The organism is Actinomadura napierensis (assembly GCF_039529375.1).
In the GTDB taxonomy this organism is placed as follows: Bacteria; Actinomycetota; Actinomycetes; order Streptosporangiales; family Streptosporangiaceae; genus Spirillospora; species Spirillospora napierensis.
Genome location: NZ_BAAAMR010000012.1, coordinates 63,335 through 78,241 on the forward strand (window position 1 = coordinate 63,335; position 14,907 = coordinate 78,241).

The window sequence follows — 14,907 nt, forward strand, 5'->3', positions numbered from 1 at the left end:
CGAGGCACTGCCCGTACCTGCCCTCGCGGCAGAACCGGCAGGTCCCGCAGAAGGTGATGCAGGAGACCAGCACCTTGTCACCCGGCTCGACCGTCCGAACGCCGGAACTGACCGTCTCGACGGTTCCGACGGTCTCGTGACCGAGAATCCTGCCGTCGGTGACGGCCGGGACGTCGCCCTTGAGGATGTGCAGGTCCGTCCCGCAGATCGTCACCGCGTCGACCCGCACCACCGCGTCACCATCATCGCCGATCTGCGGTTTCGGGACCTCTTCCCGGGCCTTCTGACCGGGACCGCTATACACCAGCGCTCGCATCGGGTGCGCCCCCTCCGTTGCTGCGGTTCTCTGTCGTTTCCAGCGTTGTTCTCGACAGACCGGCGCCGGCAGTGCCCAACATCCTTGCGTGAGGGCCTTACGTCCTGCCGGGCCCCGCCTGGGCGCTGCGCGTCCTTAACCCCAGCTGAACCTTCCACATCGCCTCCGCCAGAGCGTGGAATTGATACAGCAGGCGGCGCAGAACGGGATCGCCCGCGTCCGCCGTCGCGGCGGCGTGCTCTGCGACGATCGTCAACCGAACGACACGGCAGCCCAAGAAGTGTGCGAGGGCTTCCCGCCGCACGCTGCCCGACAGGGCCTCGAGCAGGATCGTCTCGGCGGCGCCCAGCTCGCGCATCACCTCGCTGGTTGCGGCCCGTACGTCCGCTCCGGTGCCCTGGCCGTTCCTCGCGAGCAGCTTCAGTTTGCTCAGCGCGGGGAGGCAACGCCGATGGTGTTCGCGCAGGATGTCTTCAAGATGCGGTGCCTCCACGACGGTCACGCCCATCTATCTCCCCGTTCACGAGTAAGCGTCCGATCTTCCGATGACGGAAACCGGACCGACCGAGCTCGCCTGTATCTCCACCGTCGCGGCCGGCGCTCTGTCTTCGGTAGGGAGGCAGGTCCCCGTCCAGAGGACGAAGGTCCCGCAACCCATCATGTGGCCGAAGGCATGAGAACGGCCGCGCCACGCTCACCGGCGGGCCCGAAGGTCCTGGCCGTAGGACCAAGGTCCCTGGGGAGGGTGTGGCGTTGGGGGCCATCGTTGAGGTGCAAGCCTGACCCTGGCGTTCGGGCGCTTGCAGACGATTCGGAAGGCGCGGCCGCCGTACAAGCCGCTGCTACATGCCCAAGCGTGCGTGCTGCAAGGCTCGGACCGCGGCGGTGGGCCCGCTGACCTGGACGTGCGCGGTGTCTTTGCGGCCGAACAGGTAGAGGAGCAGCTCACCCGGGGGCCCGGTGATGCGGGCTGTGGGGTGGCCGCGTCGTGCCCGGACGGTGTGGGTGGTGCCGGCCCATCGAAGTTCGATGCCTACGCCGCGCAGGTGCCGGGCCAGGAACCAGGGCACGCGGGTGAGGCTGTGCCACAGAGCCTGATCCATGGCCGGTTGGGTGGTGCGGGGCGCGCGGGCGTTGGCTCTGCGGACGTCCTCGTGGTGGACGAAGAACTCGGTCAGGTTGGGGACACGGCGGACCCATCCGATCCGGAAGAAGCCCGGTGGCGGTCCCGACCGGAACGTTGCTACGAGCGTGGTGAAGTCGCTGGCTGCGAGCGCTGCGCGGCGCCGTTCGGCGAAGTGGCTCCACCTGCCGGGCAGGACCAGGCCCGGGCCGGCGAGCGGATCGTTCTCACGAAGGACCAGGTGCGCGGCCAGGTCGCGGGTCGTCCACGGCGCAAGGAGAGTCGGTGCCCGGGGACCGAGCTCGTCGAACAGGTCGGCCAGCTGTGCTCGTTCGACGGCGTCCAAGAACAGACCGGCCATACCGGCGGAGCGTAACCAGGCCGGCGGCGGACCACGAGCCTCCGACCGCATGAGGACATCCAGTGGCCGTGCCGGGAAGAGCTGCGGACGGTTGCGGAGCGCAGGACCAGCGCAGGACCGCGCGCGGGGGTGGGGGTTTGCGTTAGGGACGGGGCTGGTGAGCCGCCGGGAAGTCTGGTCGGCATGTCCTTCGCTCGAGGTCTTCGCGGGCGGAGACGACGACGGTCGCCACGGCCGCGCCGGGCGGGCTGATCACCGCGTCGGCGTGGGCCGCGGCGTTGCGGTCCTGGTCGACGGCGAAGCCCAGAAAGGCCAGGTCCGCAGACAGCCGCCGTCTCGTCTCAGGGCTGGTGTTCACCGACTCCGCCGGTGAACACCAGCACGTCCAGTCCGCCCAGCGCGGCCGTCATCGCGGCCGCGCAGGGGCGTGAAGCCCATGGTCGTGTCGACCGAGCGCCCTTCGGCCACCGCCGTAAGCGACGCCCCCGATCCAGGTGGCAGACCACGAGGCGCAGGCGGCCGGGGTCGGTTTCCAGGAGTTCGGCCGCGCGGCGGGCGGCGTGGGCGTGCGAGAGGCAGTGGAAATCCGTAGCGGCGCAGGCCGAAGCGTTCACGCCGCTCGGCGGGTAGCGCGTAGGTGGCGGCGGCGTCCGGCAGGGTGGCGTGAAAGGCCGTGTCGAAACAGGCCACCACCGGCACGTCCGAAAGGGCCCTGCGGATCTCGCCCAGTGCATACAGCGACAGCGGCTGGTGCAGCGGCGCCAGATCAGCCAGCGCGTGCAGCCGCTTGGTGACCTCGTCGTCGATCAGGACCGGATGGGTGTAGTCGCGGCCACCATGCACGAAGCGGACGCCGACCGCAGTTCGATGTGGACGCTCGCCGTGTCGTCGGCCTCCAGGAGGCTGAGCTTGATGCTGCTCGACCCCGGGTTGACGGTGAGGACTCGCATGTCGGGCTCCTTCGGTCCTGCGGCTCAGTACGGCCAGGTCCAGTCGCGGACTTCGGGGGCGTCCTCGCCGTGCTCGCGGGTGTAGGCGCGCAGCCGCAGCCGTTCGTCGGCCATGCGCTGCCGGACGTTGGCCACGCGGCCGCTGAGGGAGGGGACGCGGTCGATGACGTCCATGACGAGGTGGAAGCGGTCCAGGTCGTTGAGCATCACCATGTCGAAGGGCGTGGTGGTGGTGCCCTCCTCCTTGTAGCCGCGGACGTGCAGGTTGTGGTGGCCGTGGCGGCGGTAGGTGAGCCGGTGGATCAGGTAGGGGTAGCCGTGGAAGGCGAAGATGACGGGCTTGTCGGTGGTGAACAGGGCATCGAACTCGACGTCGGGCAGTCCGTGCGGATGCTCCTCGACGGGTTGCAGACGCATGAGGTCGACGACGTTGACGACCCGGACCCGCAGTTCGGGGAAGGAGCGCCGCAGCAGGTCCACCGCGGCGAGGGTTTCCAGGGTCGGGGTGTCGCCGGCGCAGGCCAGGACCACGTCGGGGTCCGCGCCGCCGTCGGTGGAGGCCCATTCCCAGATGCCGATGCCGCGGGTGCAGTGGGCGATCGCCTGGTCCATCGGCAGCCAGACCGGCGCGGGCTGCTTGCCTGCGACGATGACGTTGACGTAGTCGCGGGAGCGCAGGCAATGGTCGCCGACCGACAGCAGGGTGTTGGCATCCGGCGGCAGGTAGACCCGGGTGATCTCGGCCTTCTTGTTCAGCACCACGTCGAGGAAGCCGGGGTCCTGGTGGGTGAACCCGTTGTGGTCCTGCCGCCAGACGTGCGAGGAGAGCAGGTAGTTCAGCGACGCGATGGATCGCCGCCACGGCAGGTGCCGGGTGATCTTCAGCCATTTGGCGTGCTGGTTGAACATGGCGTCGACGATGTGGATGAAGGCCTCGTAGCTGTTGAACAAGCCGTGCCGGCCGGTCAGCAGGTAGCCCTCCAGCCAGCCCTGGCACAGGTGCTCGCTGAGCACCTCCATGACGCGGCCGCTGCGGGCCAGGTGCTCGTCGGTGCTGAAGGCCACGCCCTCGAAGACGCGGTCGGTGACCTCGAAGACGGCGCCGAGCCGGTTGGAGGCCGTCTCGTCCGGCCCCATGATCCGGAAGCTGTCCGGGTTCGCGGCGACGACGTCGCGGAGGTAGCCGCCGAGGACGCGGGTGGCCTCGGCGGTGACGGTGCCGTGCTTATCCACCGGCACCGCGTAGGCTCCCAGGTCGGGAAGGTCGAGGGGACGCAGCAGGAGCCCGCCGTTGGCGTGCGGGTTGGCACTCATCCGGCGATCCCCCGTCGGCGCCAGGTCCCGCACCCCCGGCACCGGCTGCCCAGCCTCGTCGAAGAGTTCCTCCGGCCGATAGGACCGCAGCCACGCCTCCAGTTGGGCCAGATGGTCCGGGCTGTCGCGGACGCCGGCGAGCGGCACCTGGTGGGCTCGCCACGTTCCCTCGACTGGAAGCCCGTCGACCTGTTTCGGGCCCGTCCATCCCTTCGGCGTCCGCAGAATGATCATCGGCCAGCGGGGGCGGTCGGTCGCTCCCTCTCGGCGGGCGGCGCGCTGGACGCGGGCGATCTCGTCCAGGGCCTGGTCGAGGGCCGACGCCATGGCCCGGTGCATGGTGGCGGGGTCGTCCCCCGAGACGATGATCGGGGCGTGTCCGTATCCCTCGAACAGCTTGACCAGCTCGTCCTCGGAGATGCGCGCGAGCACGGCCGGATTGGCGATCTTGTATCCGTTCAGGTGCAGGATCGGCAGCACCGCCCCGTCGTGCACCGGGTCGACGAACTTGGTCGAGTGCCAGCTGGCCGCCAGCGGCCCGGTCTCAGCCTCCCCGTCCCCGACAATGCACGCCACCACCAGGTCGGGGTTGTCGAACGCGGCGCCGTAGGCGTGTGCCAGCGAGTAGCCGAGTTCGCCGCCCTCATGAATCGACCCGGGCGTCTCCGGTGCCACATGGCTGGGGATTCCACCGGGAAAGGAGAACTGCCGGAACAGCCTTTTCATACCGGCCGCGTCCTGTGAGATCGCAGGGTAGACCTCGCTGTAGGTCCCTTCCAGCCACGCGTTGGCGACCGCGGACGGCCCGCCGTGCCCCGGCCCCATGATGTAGATGGCGTCCAGGTCGCGTGCCCTGATCACCCGGTTCAGGTGGACGTAGCAGAAGTTGAGCCCCGGCGAGGTGCCCCAGTGCCCCAGGAGCCGCGGCTTGATGTGCTCCGGCCGCAGCGGCTCGCGCAGCAGCGGGTTGTCCAGCAGGTAGATCTGCCCGGCCGACAGGTAATTGGCCGCCCTCCAGTAAGCATCGACCGACTCGAACTCAGAATCGGTCGGCAGGCTGCTTCGCGCCGTCATGGACGTCACCGTTTCTCCTTCAGATCGCTGATCCTCAGCGCACCAGGCGGCGGGGCTCGCGCATCAGGGCCGAAGGTCACATGCCGCGGCTCGTCCGGTTCCGGGACGGCCAGCCGCATGCGGTACAAAGGGCCGCTATGAGCAAGGCACCGGGCAAGGTCAAGCGGCTGCGCCGCGATGTGTACGAGAGCGAACTGCGCCGCCTGCAAGCTGAGCTGGTGAAACTCCAGGAGTGGGTGCGCGCCGAAGGCGCCCGGGTCGTGGTGGTGTTCGAGGGACGGGACGCGGCCGGAAAAGGCAGCACGATCAAGCGGGTCACCGAGTACCTCAACCCGCGCGTGGCGCGGATCGCGGCGCTGCCCGCCCCCACCGACCGCGAACGCACGCAGTGGTACTTCCAGCGCTACGTCGAGCACCTGCCCGCGGGCGGCGAGATCGTGCTGTTCGACCGGTCCTGGTACAACCGGGCGGGCGTCGAGCGGGTCATGGGCTTCTGCACCCAGCAGGAGTACACGCGGTTCCTGCACCAGTGCCCGATCTTCGAGCGGCTGCTCGTCGAGGACGGCGCCCTGCTGCGCAAGTACTGGTTCTCGGTCAGCGACGCCGAACAGGAGCGGCGCTTCCGGAGCCGGCTCGACGATCCGATGCGCCGGTGGAAGCTGTCCCCCATGGACCTGGAGTCGATCTCGAGGTGGGAGGACTACTCACGCGCCAAGGACGAGATGTTCGTCCACACCGACATCCCCGAAGCGCCGTGGTACGTCGTGGAGAGCGAGGACAAGCGGAGGGCCCGGATCAACATGATCGCCCACCTGCTGTCGACCATCCCTTACCACGAGGTGGAACGCCCGCCCCTCGAACTGCCCCCGCGTCCCGCCCCGAAAGGCTACGAGCGGTCGCCCCGCGAGATGCAAACCCAGGTCCCCGACCACTCCGCCACGCTGCGCACCTGATCGGAGACACCGGTCAGGTCCGTTCCCATCCGCGGCGAGGCGGAAGCGCACCCAACTGCACGTCGCGGGACCGGTAGACGATGTAGGGGCGGGTGAGGTACCCGACCGGGGCGGTGAGCATGTGCACCAGCCGAGTGAACGGCCCGATGCCGAACAGCACCATCGCGCTGATCACGTGCAACTGGAACAGGATCGGCCCGTCGCTCATCAGGCCGGCGCGCAAATCGAGGTAGAAGATGGAGCGGAACCACACCGAGACGGATCGTCCGATAGTCGTAGCCGCCGCCGAGCATGCTGGCGACGACGGTGGCGGACAGGCCGAGCAGGATGGTCACCGCGAGCACCGCGTACATCAGTTTGTCGTTGCGGGTGGTGGCGGAGAACACCGGTCCGACCGTCCGACGCCGGTAGATCAGGATCGCCAGGCCGACGATGGTGTACACTCCCGCAATGGTGCTGAGGTCCAGCGCCATGACGTGGTACTTGTCCTCGCTGACCCCGACGGCGTCGGTCCAGTTCTCGGGGATGAGGATGGCGCCGACATGGCCGAGCAGGACGACCAGGATGCCGAAGTGGAACAGCGGGCTGCCGATGCGCAGCAGCCGGTTCTCGTACAGCTGGGACGAGCGGGTCGTCCAGCCGAACTTGTCGTAGCGGTACCGCCAGACGTGCCCCAGCACGAAGATTCACCTGGCTGCGATCGCCGAAACGGCCCCCGGCAGGCTCCTGCTGGCCGTCGACGGCAAGCTCGACCACACCTACGCGATGATCATCCCACCGTTGCTGGGACAGGACGTGGTGGCCTCCACGCCCGGTCTGGCCGATGAGAAGCGCCTTGTTCCGGTGCGGGACACCTACCGGTTGACCGCTGATCCGACCACCTACACCGTGGGCATTGCGGCGACCGTGACCGCACCATGGACCACCGCCGTCCCGGTCGGTGTTCCCAAGACGGGATTCCCCACCGAGGTCCAGGCGCGTATCGCCCCCGCCAACTTCGCCTCCCGGATCCCATGGCGAAGAGCAGATCCGCCACAAGAGCCTCGGCGAGATCCCGGCCGTCTGCATGACGGACGCGGACAGCAACGGCGTCATGATGCTGGCCGACCGAATGCTCCCGCCCAGGAAGGCGGGCTTGCTCGTCCCCGGCCCGCAGGCGCACGCGGCCAAGCTCGCGTTCGAAAAGTACTTCCTGTGGAAGGCGCGCGAAGGCCACCTCCGACTACCGTGACCGCCGCAGGCGACCCACGGTGCTCTATGGGGCGCCAACGGATCGCCGCGGGCGACCGGTCCGCGTCTGCGGCCGCAAGGTCAGGAGGCCTACCGTGTCAGCCGGGGTGCGATCCGCCGGTCACTCCGTTTGGCCGAGCACAGTGCCCTTGTCGTCCTCATGCTGCAGGCCGCCGACCTGGACTCCGCCGTTCAAGGCAACGCCAGGCCCACCCGATATGCGACGTCCGGACAGCATCTCAGGACGGACCCTGATGAACTGGTCCCGTTGCCCCGGCGCCCATGTCCGCAGTTCGGCATTCTCCAGCGCGGCGATCTGGCCGGGCGCGGAAACGCGGCGAGCCGGACCGACGGCGACCACCGACCAGCCCGTCTGCGCGTCGGTATCGAAGTCGTCGATCTCGAAGGCAACGATGGCTCCGGTCGCAGCGGTGGCCAGCCGAGAACTCTCCGAGGTCCGGAACACGATGTCCTCGCCGTCGAGGACGTAGTTGACCGGTTGGACCGCCGGCAAGGCGTTGTGGGTGAAGACGATCCGACCGACCTCGGCATGCCGCAGCAGATCCCGGCATTCGCCAGGACCGAGGACCTCCAGACCACTGCGATCGAACTCCATCTCTCCAGCATGCCGAGACGCGCGCACGCCCGGTTAGGGCCCAAGGTCCCGACTCGCAGATCCCTGATCCCACAGGTCAGGCCACTGCTGCTCTGAAACGCCAGGCATCGCGCGCCACGTGATCCCTCTTTGAGGATCTCCGTGGGAACTCCTTCGACCGGAGGATCAGCCACTGGCCCAGTTCCCGTTCCGGAGGATCCCTTCTCAGCGGTTCGCCCTGCATTGAACCGCGCCGGGTCTGATGGAGGCTCTGGCGAGCCAGCCCGGAGAGATCGGGTCGCCGTTGCGGTTGGTGAACACATACCCGCTGTCGCGATAGCGCTCGCCGTAGGCGGCCGCCTCCGCATGCTGCCGGGAGCGGTACGCGCGCAGCGCGGCAATCGTGGTGCGATCCAGCGCGATCACCCGGGTGCTGTGCGCAGTCCTGGGTGGGCATACCGTCAGCCGCCCGTCCCTCGGCTGCAACTACCGACAGATCACCGCGGTGCCCTCGTCCAGATCGACATCGCACCGGCGCAAACCCGCCGCCTCACCGCGCCGCACCGGTGTGCGGGGTATGGACCGCCGCGATCACCCGGTAATGGAGGCGGGAGCCAACTCCCGGTCGCATAGGTGCGCGACGTACTCGACGGCGGTGGCCTCTTTCGCCGACAGCGCCGCGCGCCCAACAGAGGCGCATCAGGTGGCGAAGGAGGCCCGCTGCCGCTCGTACTCCCGCCTCGTGTTGGCCGCGACGCTGTCGAACAGCGGCGCGCAAGTGGCGTCACTCAGGACAAAATAGTCCTCCCTGTGCGCCAGCGCCGGCTCGGCGGCCGGGGCACAGGCGTCGACGGCGGGGCCGGGTTGGCGGGCCGGAACGGCGGCGGCGGTGCGGCCATGGCGAGGACATTCCGTCCGGGCAGGTCAGGATCGTGCGCTGATGAGGTTGGCGGCTTGGACGAGCCACGAGACGTAGACGGCCTCCTGCTCGGTGCGCGAGCCGAGCAGGGCGGCGAGTTCGGCGGCGCAGCCGGTGAGGATCCGCTGGCGCTCAGGGTCAAGGGTTCCGTCGTTGGCGATGAAGGTGTGGATGCAGCCGGCCAGGTAGGCGTTCAGGGCGGGGACGGACTCGCCGCTAGGGCCCTCGATCCGGCGCAGCCCGGCGGGGATGGGCGCCGCGTGATGGGTGGCCCACAGCGCGGACACCGCGTCGTCGGGCGTGTAGTTGCTCATGCCGGGGGTTCCGCATGGACTCATCGGTCGGCGGGCCGGGCGATGCGGGTTGTGGTGGCGGAACGCTCGGGCGCCGGATCGATACCGGCGTCGTTGAGGATCTCCCAGACGGTGGAGGCCGCGACCTTGACGCCGAGCGTCATAAGTTCGCCGTGCACCCGCCGGTAGCCCCAGCCCGGGTTCTCCCGCACCAGACGCAGCACCAGCAGCCGGATGGAGTGGACGATGGGCGGTGGGCGGTGGGCGGTCGGCCCGGCCGCTTGGGTTTCGAGCGGGCGGCATGCCGACCCGCGATCAGGTCCCGGTCCCAGCGCAGCACCGTGTCCGGCCGCACCAGCAACCGCATCCGCCGCAGCACCCCCGGAAGGCAACCGGTGCAGCAGCGCCGCCACAAACGCCCGGTCCGCCGTGGTCAATCGCACCCGCTTTCCGGCAAGCCGGCGCTCCAGCACGCCGATCTGGTGCCGCAACACCAAGATTTCAGTGTTCTTGTCCCGATCGGTCATTGGAAGCAGACGCAGCACCGCGAACGCGTTGGTCCGGTCATGTAGGCCAGTCGCAACAGCACAGCCGCCCATCATCCTGCGGCAACCACCTCGCCGCGGCCTGTCCATGCTACTGATCAAGCCCCGCGTCGGAGCCACCCCCTGCGCCTCTCACCTGCACGGACGTAGTTTTCGGCAGGCACAGGTCAGTCGGGGACGGTGAGCCAGCAGACCTCGGTGAAGCCCTTGTCCTCCAGCTTGGCGATCACGCGCTCGAAGCGCGCCGGGTTGAGGCCGTCCAGGTCCTGCGCGATCACGTCCCGGTACAGCAGGTCCGGGACGATCAGGGCGAGGTCGCGCGCCGGGTTCGCCTTCAGCGCCTCCCGGATCGGCGGGGAGCCGAGGATCCGGTGCACGGCGATGGAGGCGTCCCCGACGTACCCGTTCGGGGCGGGCTTCACAAGGCCGCGGTGCAGCGCCGCGCGCAGCCGCACCCGCGCCTGCTCCCCGAGGTCGCGGTTCGTCCGGCGGACGGCGGCGCGCAGCCCGGCGACCAGGCCGGGGACGACCTTCGTCTCGTCGATCCCCGGCGGGAAGACCAGAAACCGGCCGTCGCCCTGCTCCTGCGCCGGGACGGACGAGGGGTCGACGCCCGCCTCCCGCAGCGCCGCGTCCAGGACGGCGAGCAGCCGCCGCTGGGTGCGCTCGGCGGCGCCGATGCCGTGCCTTCTGTAGCGCTCCACATCGGCGGCCAGGCACAGCCGGACCGCCGCGCCCCCACCTTCTGGTCCGGGCAGCGGCACCGCGAACCGGGGCTGGACGTCGAAGGTGTACGCCGCGCGGTGCGTGGTGAACTCGAACACGGTCCGCGCGATCTCCACCTCCGCGCTGAGCGTGCCGGCCAGCTCCGCGAGCCCCTCGGGGACGTCGAGCAGGGCGCTCACCAGGTAGGACCGGCCGTCCAGCGCCCGCCCCTGCGGGTCGCGGTAGGCGCAGCCGAACCGGTGCGTCTGCAGGCCGGAGACGCGGACCGCGACACGCCCGGCGCCCGGCCGGAACCGGCCGGTCCACGGCGCCGCCGGCGGCTCCGGACGCACCCGCCGCGCGATGGCCCGCTCGTCGGCGAGGGTGACGCGGAACCGCGCGGCCGTGTACCGGCGGCGGCCACCCAGCTCGTCCAGGTCGAAGGCGAAGACGGCCTCCACGGCGCGGCCGCGTCCGCGCGGCACGTCGTCCACCGGGTACAGCAGCGGGCTGCCGAAGCTGACGCCCGACTCGCGGACGTGGCGGACGTCGCCCGGACCGTAGTGCTCGTCCTCGGAGTACAGCGGGGCGTGGCCGAGGACGTCGGCGGACGGCAGCGGCGCGAGCCCGTGCAGCTCGGCGATGTACTCAGGCATGGTCCCTCTCCTCGGTTCGACGGGACGGCGGGATGGTGGGGCTCGACGGGGTAGGGCGCGCAGGCCGCCACGAGACGGTGCGCGGCGGGGCGCCCTCGCGGGCCAGGCCGGTCTCGAGCCGCCGCAGGTCCCCGCGCTGGGGGACGCCGACGACCTGCAGGCCGTCCCCGTCCGGGAAGATCTCCAGCGGGGCCGGGTCGGCCTCCCGGTCCAGATGCTCGGCGTAGCGGCGGCGGCCGAGGCCGGTGAGCGGCAGTAGCGACTGGTTCGCCGAGCCGCGCCACACCAGCCGGGTCGGCCGGGCGGCGTCGTAACGTCCGGTGATGACGGCGTCGGCGTGCCGGAGCACCGCCGCGCCGATCCGCAGGGCCTCATCCGTCTCGTAGCCGGTGTACACCAGGATGTCCACGGCGTGACGCAGAGCGGGGCGCAGGGCGGCGAGCAGGGCGGCCAGCGCCGGAGCCTGGTCGAGCGGCTCACCGCCGGACACCGTGACCCCGTCCGCGCCGCGCACCAGCAGGCCTCGGCAGGCGGCGGCGAGCGCGGTCACCGGCAGCCCGGTCCCGCCAGCCGGGTCCCAGGTGTCCCGCGACATGCATCCCGCGCAGGCCAGGCCACAGCCCTGCACCCAGATCACCAGCCTGCGCCCCGGACCGAGCACCGTCACCGGATGGACGATCCGGCTGACGCGCAGCACCGGCTCCGCCCGCGCGCGCGGCGCCCTCACGGAGCGCCGCCGTCCCCGCCCGCGGGCGGCTCGTCGAGGTACGCGGAGACGGCCTGCGTGGTGGTGGGCCTGCCGATGCCGAGCGCCACGGCGTCCAGGTACACCTTCTCAGCGGCGAGGTGCTCCTGCGCAATCGCGGTCCTGTGCTCCTGCGCCTCGTGCCAGTGCGCGCGGAGCTGCTCCTCCTCCGGGACCAGCGTCGAGTCCCGCGTTCTCGACTCCTCCGACGTCGCCTCCAGGAACAGCGCCTGGGCGCGCTCGCTGACCCGGACGGCGGCGCGGTAGGCGGCGACCGCGGGGTGCTCCTCCGCCATGCCGAGGGTGAACGCGATCAGCCCGGACAGCAGCAGGATGATCGCGAACACGGCGGTCATCGCGATGTGCCCGTGCTGCAGACCGAGCTGGTGCACACCGCCGATGTCCTGGCCGGTTACCGGGTCCCTCCGGGGGACGAGCAGGACCTGCTGGCGCAGCCAGCCGAGCGCGAGCGCCCCCGCCGCCCACAGCACCATCGTGGCCGCCACCAGGACCGGCGCGATCCGCTCCACCGGCATGAGGTGCCGGTGGCGGAACAGCCGGCCCGCCAGGTGCGGCGCGGCGACCATGCCGAGCGCGACCGGCAGCGTGTAGGCCCAGGTCAACCAGTCGTCGGCGCCGTGCAGGTGCAGGAAGATGTCGTGGTAGATCGGCACCTCCACCGCGATCAGCGCCACGAGGATGTACCGCTTGTACCGCTCCGGCATCGGCATGGCGAAGGGCGAGCCGTCCGCCGGACCCATCCAGCCGAGCCGGCGCCGCCCGCCGCGCGTGACGGGCGCCGCGTCCGCCTTCTCCCGGTCGCCGGAGGCGGGGGCCGGTCGCTCGCCGCCCGGTCCGGGATCCGCGGATCCCAGGTTGGGAGGGCCGTGCGGGTCGGCGTTCCGCACGGTGTCGCCGGTGTCCCCGGTGTCCCCGGCTTCTGCTGTGGCCGTCGGGTCGTCCGGGTCGTCGTCGGGGACGTCCGCGTCGTCCCATCCCGGACGGTCCGGCGGCATGTGCTGCCCGGCGAGCACGTCGAGGCCCGCCAGCGTGATGTCCTCCCGCTCGTAGGCGCGGTCGCGCCAGCGCAGCGCCTGGTCCAGGCCGGCCTGCGCGGTGGCGGCCGCGTGCCGCTCGTCGCGGCGCTGGTGGCGGACCTGCGCGAGGATGGCGCGCGCCGCCGCGAACGCGCTCGCGGCGTTCAACGCGACGGCCTGCTCGCGCTCGTGCCGGAGGCGCTCCAGGTACGGCAGCCGCGTTCCCGGCGCGAAAGACCACTCGTCGTACTCGCGAGCCGCGGCGGCGCGCGCGCCGTCCAGCATCGCGCGCCCCTGCACGCCCGGCGGGACGACGGCGGGGGGCGGCACGCCCGGCGCGGCGGTGCCGGCGGCGGTCTCGGGGTCGGGGCCCTCCCGCCGCCAGCGGCGGCGCGGAGCGGACTGTGGGGCGGCCATGCTGTCCTCCGGGGTCAGTCGTACTTCACGGTGGGGTGTCCGGCAGCGGCGAACAGCTGCGTCCAGAAGGCGTTGAGCCCCACGGACTGCCGCGTGTCCTTCAGCGTCCGCCCGCGGTCGGTGATCTCCAGCGCCGTCCCGCCGAGGTCCGGGACGCGGCCCTTGAACGGGCCGTCGAGGATCGCGCGCCGCTTCGCCGCGGTGCTCAGGTCGGCGTGGGTGAGGTCGACCGTCCGGTCGGTCTGCAGCATGTCGCTGACCACGAGGACGTGGTAGGTGTCCTTGCCGTCCGGCCGCTGGTCCGCGGCGCGGGCGAGCGCGCCGAGCACGTCCGACCCGGGGTGCCGCGCGTGCAGGCAGGCCAGCACGGCGTGCGCGTCCTTGACGGCCTGGCTCTGCCGCCCGGCGCGGATCGCCTCCTTGTCGGTGCCCCCGCCGAGGTCGGGATCGAGGTCGAGGTCCTTGTGCGAGCAGACCGAGCCGCGGGAGTCGGTGTCGAGCGGGACGTAGGTGAGCGTCTTGCACTTGTTCGTCCGCAGGAAGCCGGGGAGTAGGTCGGCCACGCGCGTATCGGCGTCGAAGTTCTGCCCGGACGCGGAGCCGTCGACGACGACGCCGCACGGCGCCGCGTAGGAGTCGCCGCCGGGGTCGCAGCCGGGGACGCCGAGCGCGGTCGCGACGAGCACGACCCCGGCGGCCGCGCAGACGCGCTCGCGGTGGTGGAACCGGACGGATGCCCGGACTCGCATGGTCAGCCTCCTGTCTCGGGCTCGGGGGTCCCGTAGAAGTAGCGCAGGATCTCCAGCGCGCGGGCCAGCGGCCCGAAGCGGTAGCCGGACGCGTCGTCGCCGGTGAAGACGTCGGGCAGCCGGATGAGGAACTCCTCGGGGTGCTCCCAGCGGGAGTCGAGCGCGATGGGCTCGGGCTTCCACGCCGCCGCGTCGAACGGGACCTGCCGGCCCTCGCCGTCGGTCATCAGCGGCGGCTTCGCCCTGCCCCGCCGGATGGCGCGCAGCCGCCGGTGCCACCGCTCGACGACCTTCCAGTGGCAGCAGAGCAGCTGGTTGGCCTCCGCGACCGCCCCGGCCACGACCGAGCGCTGCGGCTGGACGGCGTTCGCCCACCGGCCGAGCGCGCTCTGCAGCCGGCCGAGGTGGCGGCGCTCGAGCGTGCCGGCCTCGTGGTGGTAGACGACGTCGGTCGCGCGGCCCATCATCTCCTCGACGAGCCGGTCATGCCGGCGCTGCGCCTCGGCGGCGTACTTCTCCGACACCACCGCGACCCTGGCCTGCAACTCCTCCCGGTAGCCGGGGCGGGCCGGGCGCACCCGGCCGGCCCCGTCCAGCGTGGCGGGCAGCTCGGGCAGCCCGCGGCGGGCGTCCTTCCAGCCCTCGCGGCGTGCCCGGAACCGGTCGGTCCAGTGGGCCGCCGCCGCCCGGAACTCCTCGTGCGCCCTCGCGCTCCGGCTGTCCATTCGCATGCACTGTCCCGCCTTGGGGGAAATTTCCTGAAGGGGTAGCGAAATGCTTATCACCTGCACCTTGATCGCCGCAAACGGCATATTTACATGGAAAGAGCGAGAGTCTGCGTACCGATGCACGTTCCACGGACTCGGCCGCTTTACATGGAACGGGGCGCAGTGCATGGAACCTGCTGTGAGCTGCGGAACCTGGG

Annotated in this window: 17 protein-coding genes and 2 pseudogenes; 2 read left to right on the forward strand and 17 right to left on the reverse strand. The window is 71.0% G+C overall.

Going from position 1 to position 14,907, the window contains the following annotated elements; translation table 11 throughout:
- Positions 1 to 4: 4 nt before the first annotated feature.
- The 7 genes and pseudogenes from ABD296_RS50550 to ABD296_RS09665 form a co-directional block, all read right to left on the reverse strand.
- Positions 5 to 316, reverse strand: a pseudogene (locus ABD296_RS50550) (alcohol dehydrogenase catalytic domain-containing protein); the annotation flags it as partial.
- A 97-nt stretch (positions 317 to 413) separates the two neighbouring features.
- The gene (locus ABD296_RS09645; RefSeq protein ID WP_344263814.1) at positions 414 to 824 is read right to left on the reverse strand and encodes a hypothetical protein; all 411 of its coding nucleotides are present in this window, start codon (positions 822 to 824) and stop codon (positions 414 to 416) included.
- 334 nt (positions 825 to 1,158) lie between these two features.
- A complete protein-coding gene (locus ABD296_RS09650; RefSeq protein WP_344263816.1) occupies positions 1,159 to 1,800 on the reverse strand; it encodes a TIGR03085 family metal-binding protein in 642 nt (213 codons plus the stop codon).
- A gap of 142 nt (positions 1,801 to 1,942) precedes the next feature.
- Complete coding sequence (locus ABD296_RS09655) at positions 1,943 to 2,158, reverse strand: hypothetical protein (protein ID WP_344263818.1); 216 nt, start codon at positions 2,156 to 2,158, stop codon at positions 1,943 to 1,945.
- Positions 2,155 to 2,643 (reverse strand): hypothetical protein, encoded by a 489-nt coding sequence (locus ABD296_RS50555; RefSeq protein WP_407061461.1) that lies wholly within the window; start codon positions 2,641 to 2,643, stop codon positions 2,155 to 2,157. The genes ABD296_RS09655 and ABD296_RS50555 overlap by 4 nt, the downstream gene beginning before the upstream one ends.
- On the reverse strand, positions 2,607 to 2,750 hold the full coding sequence (locus ABD296_RS09660; RefSeq protein ID WP_344263820.1) for a hypothetical protein: 144 nt from the start codon (positions 2,748 to 2,750) through the stop codon (positions 2,607 to 2,609). The genes ABD296_RS50555 and ABD296_RS09660 overlap by 37 nt, the downstream gene beginning before the upstream one ends.
- Positions 2,751 to 2,774: 24 nt before the next feature.
- Entirely contained in the window at positions 2,775 to 5,138 is a 2,364-nt protein-coding gene (locus tag ABD296_RS09665; protein WP_344263927.1) for a phosphoketolase family protein, read from the reverse strand.
- 137 nt (positions 5,139 to 5,275) lie between these two features.
- Here ABD296_RS09665 and ppk2 point away from each other — a divergent pair, with 137 nt between their 5' ends.
- Complete coding sequence (gene ppk2 / locus ABD296_RS09670) at positions 5,276 to 6,091, forward strand: polyphosphate kinase 2 (RefSeq protein ID WP_344263822.1); 816 nt, start codon at positions 5,276 to 5,278, stop codon at positions 6,089 to 6,091.
- A 13-nt stretch (positions 6,092 to 6,104) separates the two neighbouring features.
- On the opposite strand, the pseudogene narI reads toward ppk2, so the two are convergent.
- Positions 6,105 to 6,777: pseudogene (gene narI, locus ABD296_RS09675) on the reverse strand (respiratory nitrate reductase subunit gamma).
- Positions 6,778 to 7,157: 380 nt separating this feature from the next.
- Here narI and ABD296_RS09680 point away from each other — a divergent pair.
- Positions 7,158 to 7,322, forward strand: coding sequence for a hypothetical protein (locus ABD296_RS09680; protein ID WP_344263824.1), 165 nt, complete (start codon positions 7,158 to 7,160; stop codon positions 7,320 to 7,322).
- A 120-nt stretch (positions 7,323 to 7,442) separates the two neighbouring features.
- Here the strand turns inward: ABD296_RS09680 and ABD296_RS09685 are convergent, their stop codons facing one another.
- From ABD296_RS09685 to ABD296_RS09725, 9 genes are all read right to left on the reverse strand, one after another.
- Positions 7,443 to 7,937: a pyridoxamine 5'-phosphate oxidase family protein gene (locus ABD296_RS09685; RefSeq protein WP_344263826.1), complete on the reverse strand. Its 495-nt coding sequence runs from the start codon at positions 7,935 to 7,937 to the stop codon at positions 7,443 to 7,445.
- Positions 7,938 to 8,141: 204 nt separating this feature from the next.
- Entirely contained in the window at positions 8,142 to 8,342 is a 201-nt protein-coding gene (locus tag ABD296_RS09690; protein WP_344263828.1) for a hypothetical protein, read from the reverse strand.
- Positions 8,343 to 8,840: 498 nt separating this feature from the next.
- Entirely contained in the window at positions 8,841 to 9,149 is a 309-nt protein-coding gene (locus ABD296_RS09695) for a hypothetical protein (RefSeq protein WP_344263830.1), read from the reverse strand.
- Positions 9,150 to 9,169: 20 nt separating this feature from the next.
- Positions 9,170 to 9,655, reverse strand: a complete 486-nt coding sequence (locus ABD296_RS09700) for a hypothetical protein (protein WP_344263832.1) — start codon at positions 9,653 to 9,655, stop codon at positions 9,170 to 9,172.
- 185 nt (positions 9,656 to 9,840) lie between these two features.
- Positions 9,841 to 11,034 (reverse strand): hypothetical protein, encoded by a 1,194-nt coding sequence (locus tag ABD296_RS09705; protein WP_344263834.1) that lies wholly within the window; start codon positions 11,032 to 11,034, stop codon positions 9,841 to 9,843.
- Entirely contained in the window at positions 11,027 to 11,761 is a 735-nt protein-coding gene (locus ABD296_RS09710) for a 4Fe-4S single cluster domain-containing protein (protein ID WP_344263836.1), read from the reverse strand. Before ABD296_RS09710 ends, ABD296_RS09705 begins: the two co-directional genes overlap by 8 nt.
- A complete protein-coding gene (locus tag ABD296_RS09715; RefSeq protein ID WP_344263838.1) occupies positions 11,758 to 13,233 on the reverse strand; it encodes a hypothetical protein in 1,476 nt (491 codons plus the stop codon). Before ABD296_RS09715 ends, ABD296_RS09710 begins: the two co-directional genes overlap by 4 nt.
- 14 nt (positions 13,234 to 13,247) lie before the next feature.
- Positions 13,248 to 13,982 carry a hypothetical protein gene (locus ABD296_RS09720; RefSeq protein WP_344263840.1) on the reverse strand — a complete coding sequence of 245 codons (735 nt, stop codon included), beginning with the start codon at positions 13,980 to 13,982 and terminating at the stop codon, positions 13,248 to 13,250.
- Between the two features lie 2 nt (positions 13,983 to 13,984).
- Positions 13,985 to 14,707: a hypothetical protein gene (locus ABD296_RS09725; RefSeq protein WP_344263842.1), complete on the reverse strand. Its 723-nt coding sequence runs from the start codon at positions 14,705 to 14,707 to the stop codon at positions 13,985 to 13,987.
- Positions 14,708 to 14,907: the final 200 nt, after the last annotated feature.

Excerpts from the sequence above, each read along its gene's own strand:
- ABD296_RS09705 (WP_344263834.1), bottom strand. The coding sequence starts at position 11,034 with ATGCCTGAGTACATCGCCGAGCTGCACGGGCTCGCGCCGCTGCCGTCC.
- ABD296_RS09650 (WP_344263816.1), bottom strand. The coding sequence starts at position 1,800 with ATGGCCGGTCTGTTCTTGGACGCCGTCGAACGAGCACAGCTGGCCGAC.
- ABD296_RS09660 (WP_344263820.1), bottom strand. The coding sequence starts at position 2,750 with ATGCGAGTCCTCACCGTCAACCCGGGGTCGAGCAGCATCAAGCTCAGC.
- ABD296_RS09700 (WP_344263832.1), bottom strand. The coding sequence starts at position 9,655 with ATGACCGATCGGGACAAGAACACTGAAATCTTGGTGTTGCGGCACCAG.
- ABD296_RS09720 (WP_344263840.1), bottom strand. The coding sequence starts at position 13,982 with ATGCGAGTCCGGGCATCCGTCCGGTTCCACCACCGCGAGCGCGTCTGC.
- ABD296_RS09680 (WP_344263824.1), top strand. The coding sequence starts at position 7,158 with ATGACGGACGCGGACAGCAACGGCGTCATGATGCTGGCCGACCGAATG.
- ABD296_RS09685 (WP_344263826.1), bottom strand. The coding sequence starts at position 7,937 with ATGGAGTTCGATCGCAGTGGTCTGGAGGTCCTCGGTCCTGGCGAATGC.
- ABD296_RS09695 (WP_344263830.1), bottom strand. The coding sequence starts at position 9,149 with ATGAGCAACTACACGCCCGACGACGCGGTGTCCGCGCTGTGGGCCACC.
- ABD296_RS09715 (WP_344263838.1), bottom strand. The coding sequence starts at position 13,233 with ATGGCCGCCCCACAGTCCGCTCCGCGCCGCCGCTGGCGGCGGGAGGGC.
- ABD296_RS09645 (WP_344263814.1), bottom strand. The coding sequence starts at position 824 with ATGGGCGTGACCGTCGTGGAGGCACCGCATCTTGAAGACATCCTGCGC.
- ABD296_RS09665 (WP_344263927.1), bottom strand. The coding sequence starts at position 5,138 with ATGACGGCGCGAAGCAGCCTGCCGACCGATTCTGAGTTCGAGTCGGTC.
- ppk2 (WP_344263822.1), top strand. The coding sequence starts at position 5,276 with ATGAGCAAGGCACCGGGCAAGGTCAAGCGGCTGCGCCGCGATGTGTAC.
- ABD296_RS09725 (WP_344263842.1), bottom strand. The coding sequence starts at position 14,707 with ATGGACAGCCGGAGCGCGAGGGCGCACGAGGAGTTCCGGGCGGCGGCG.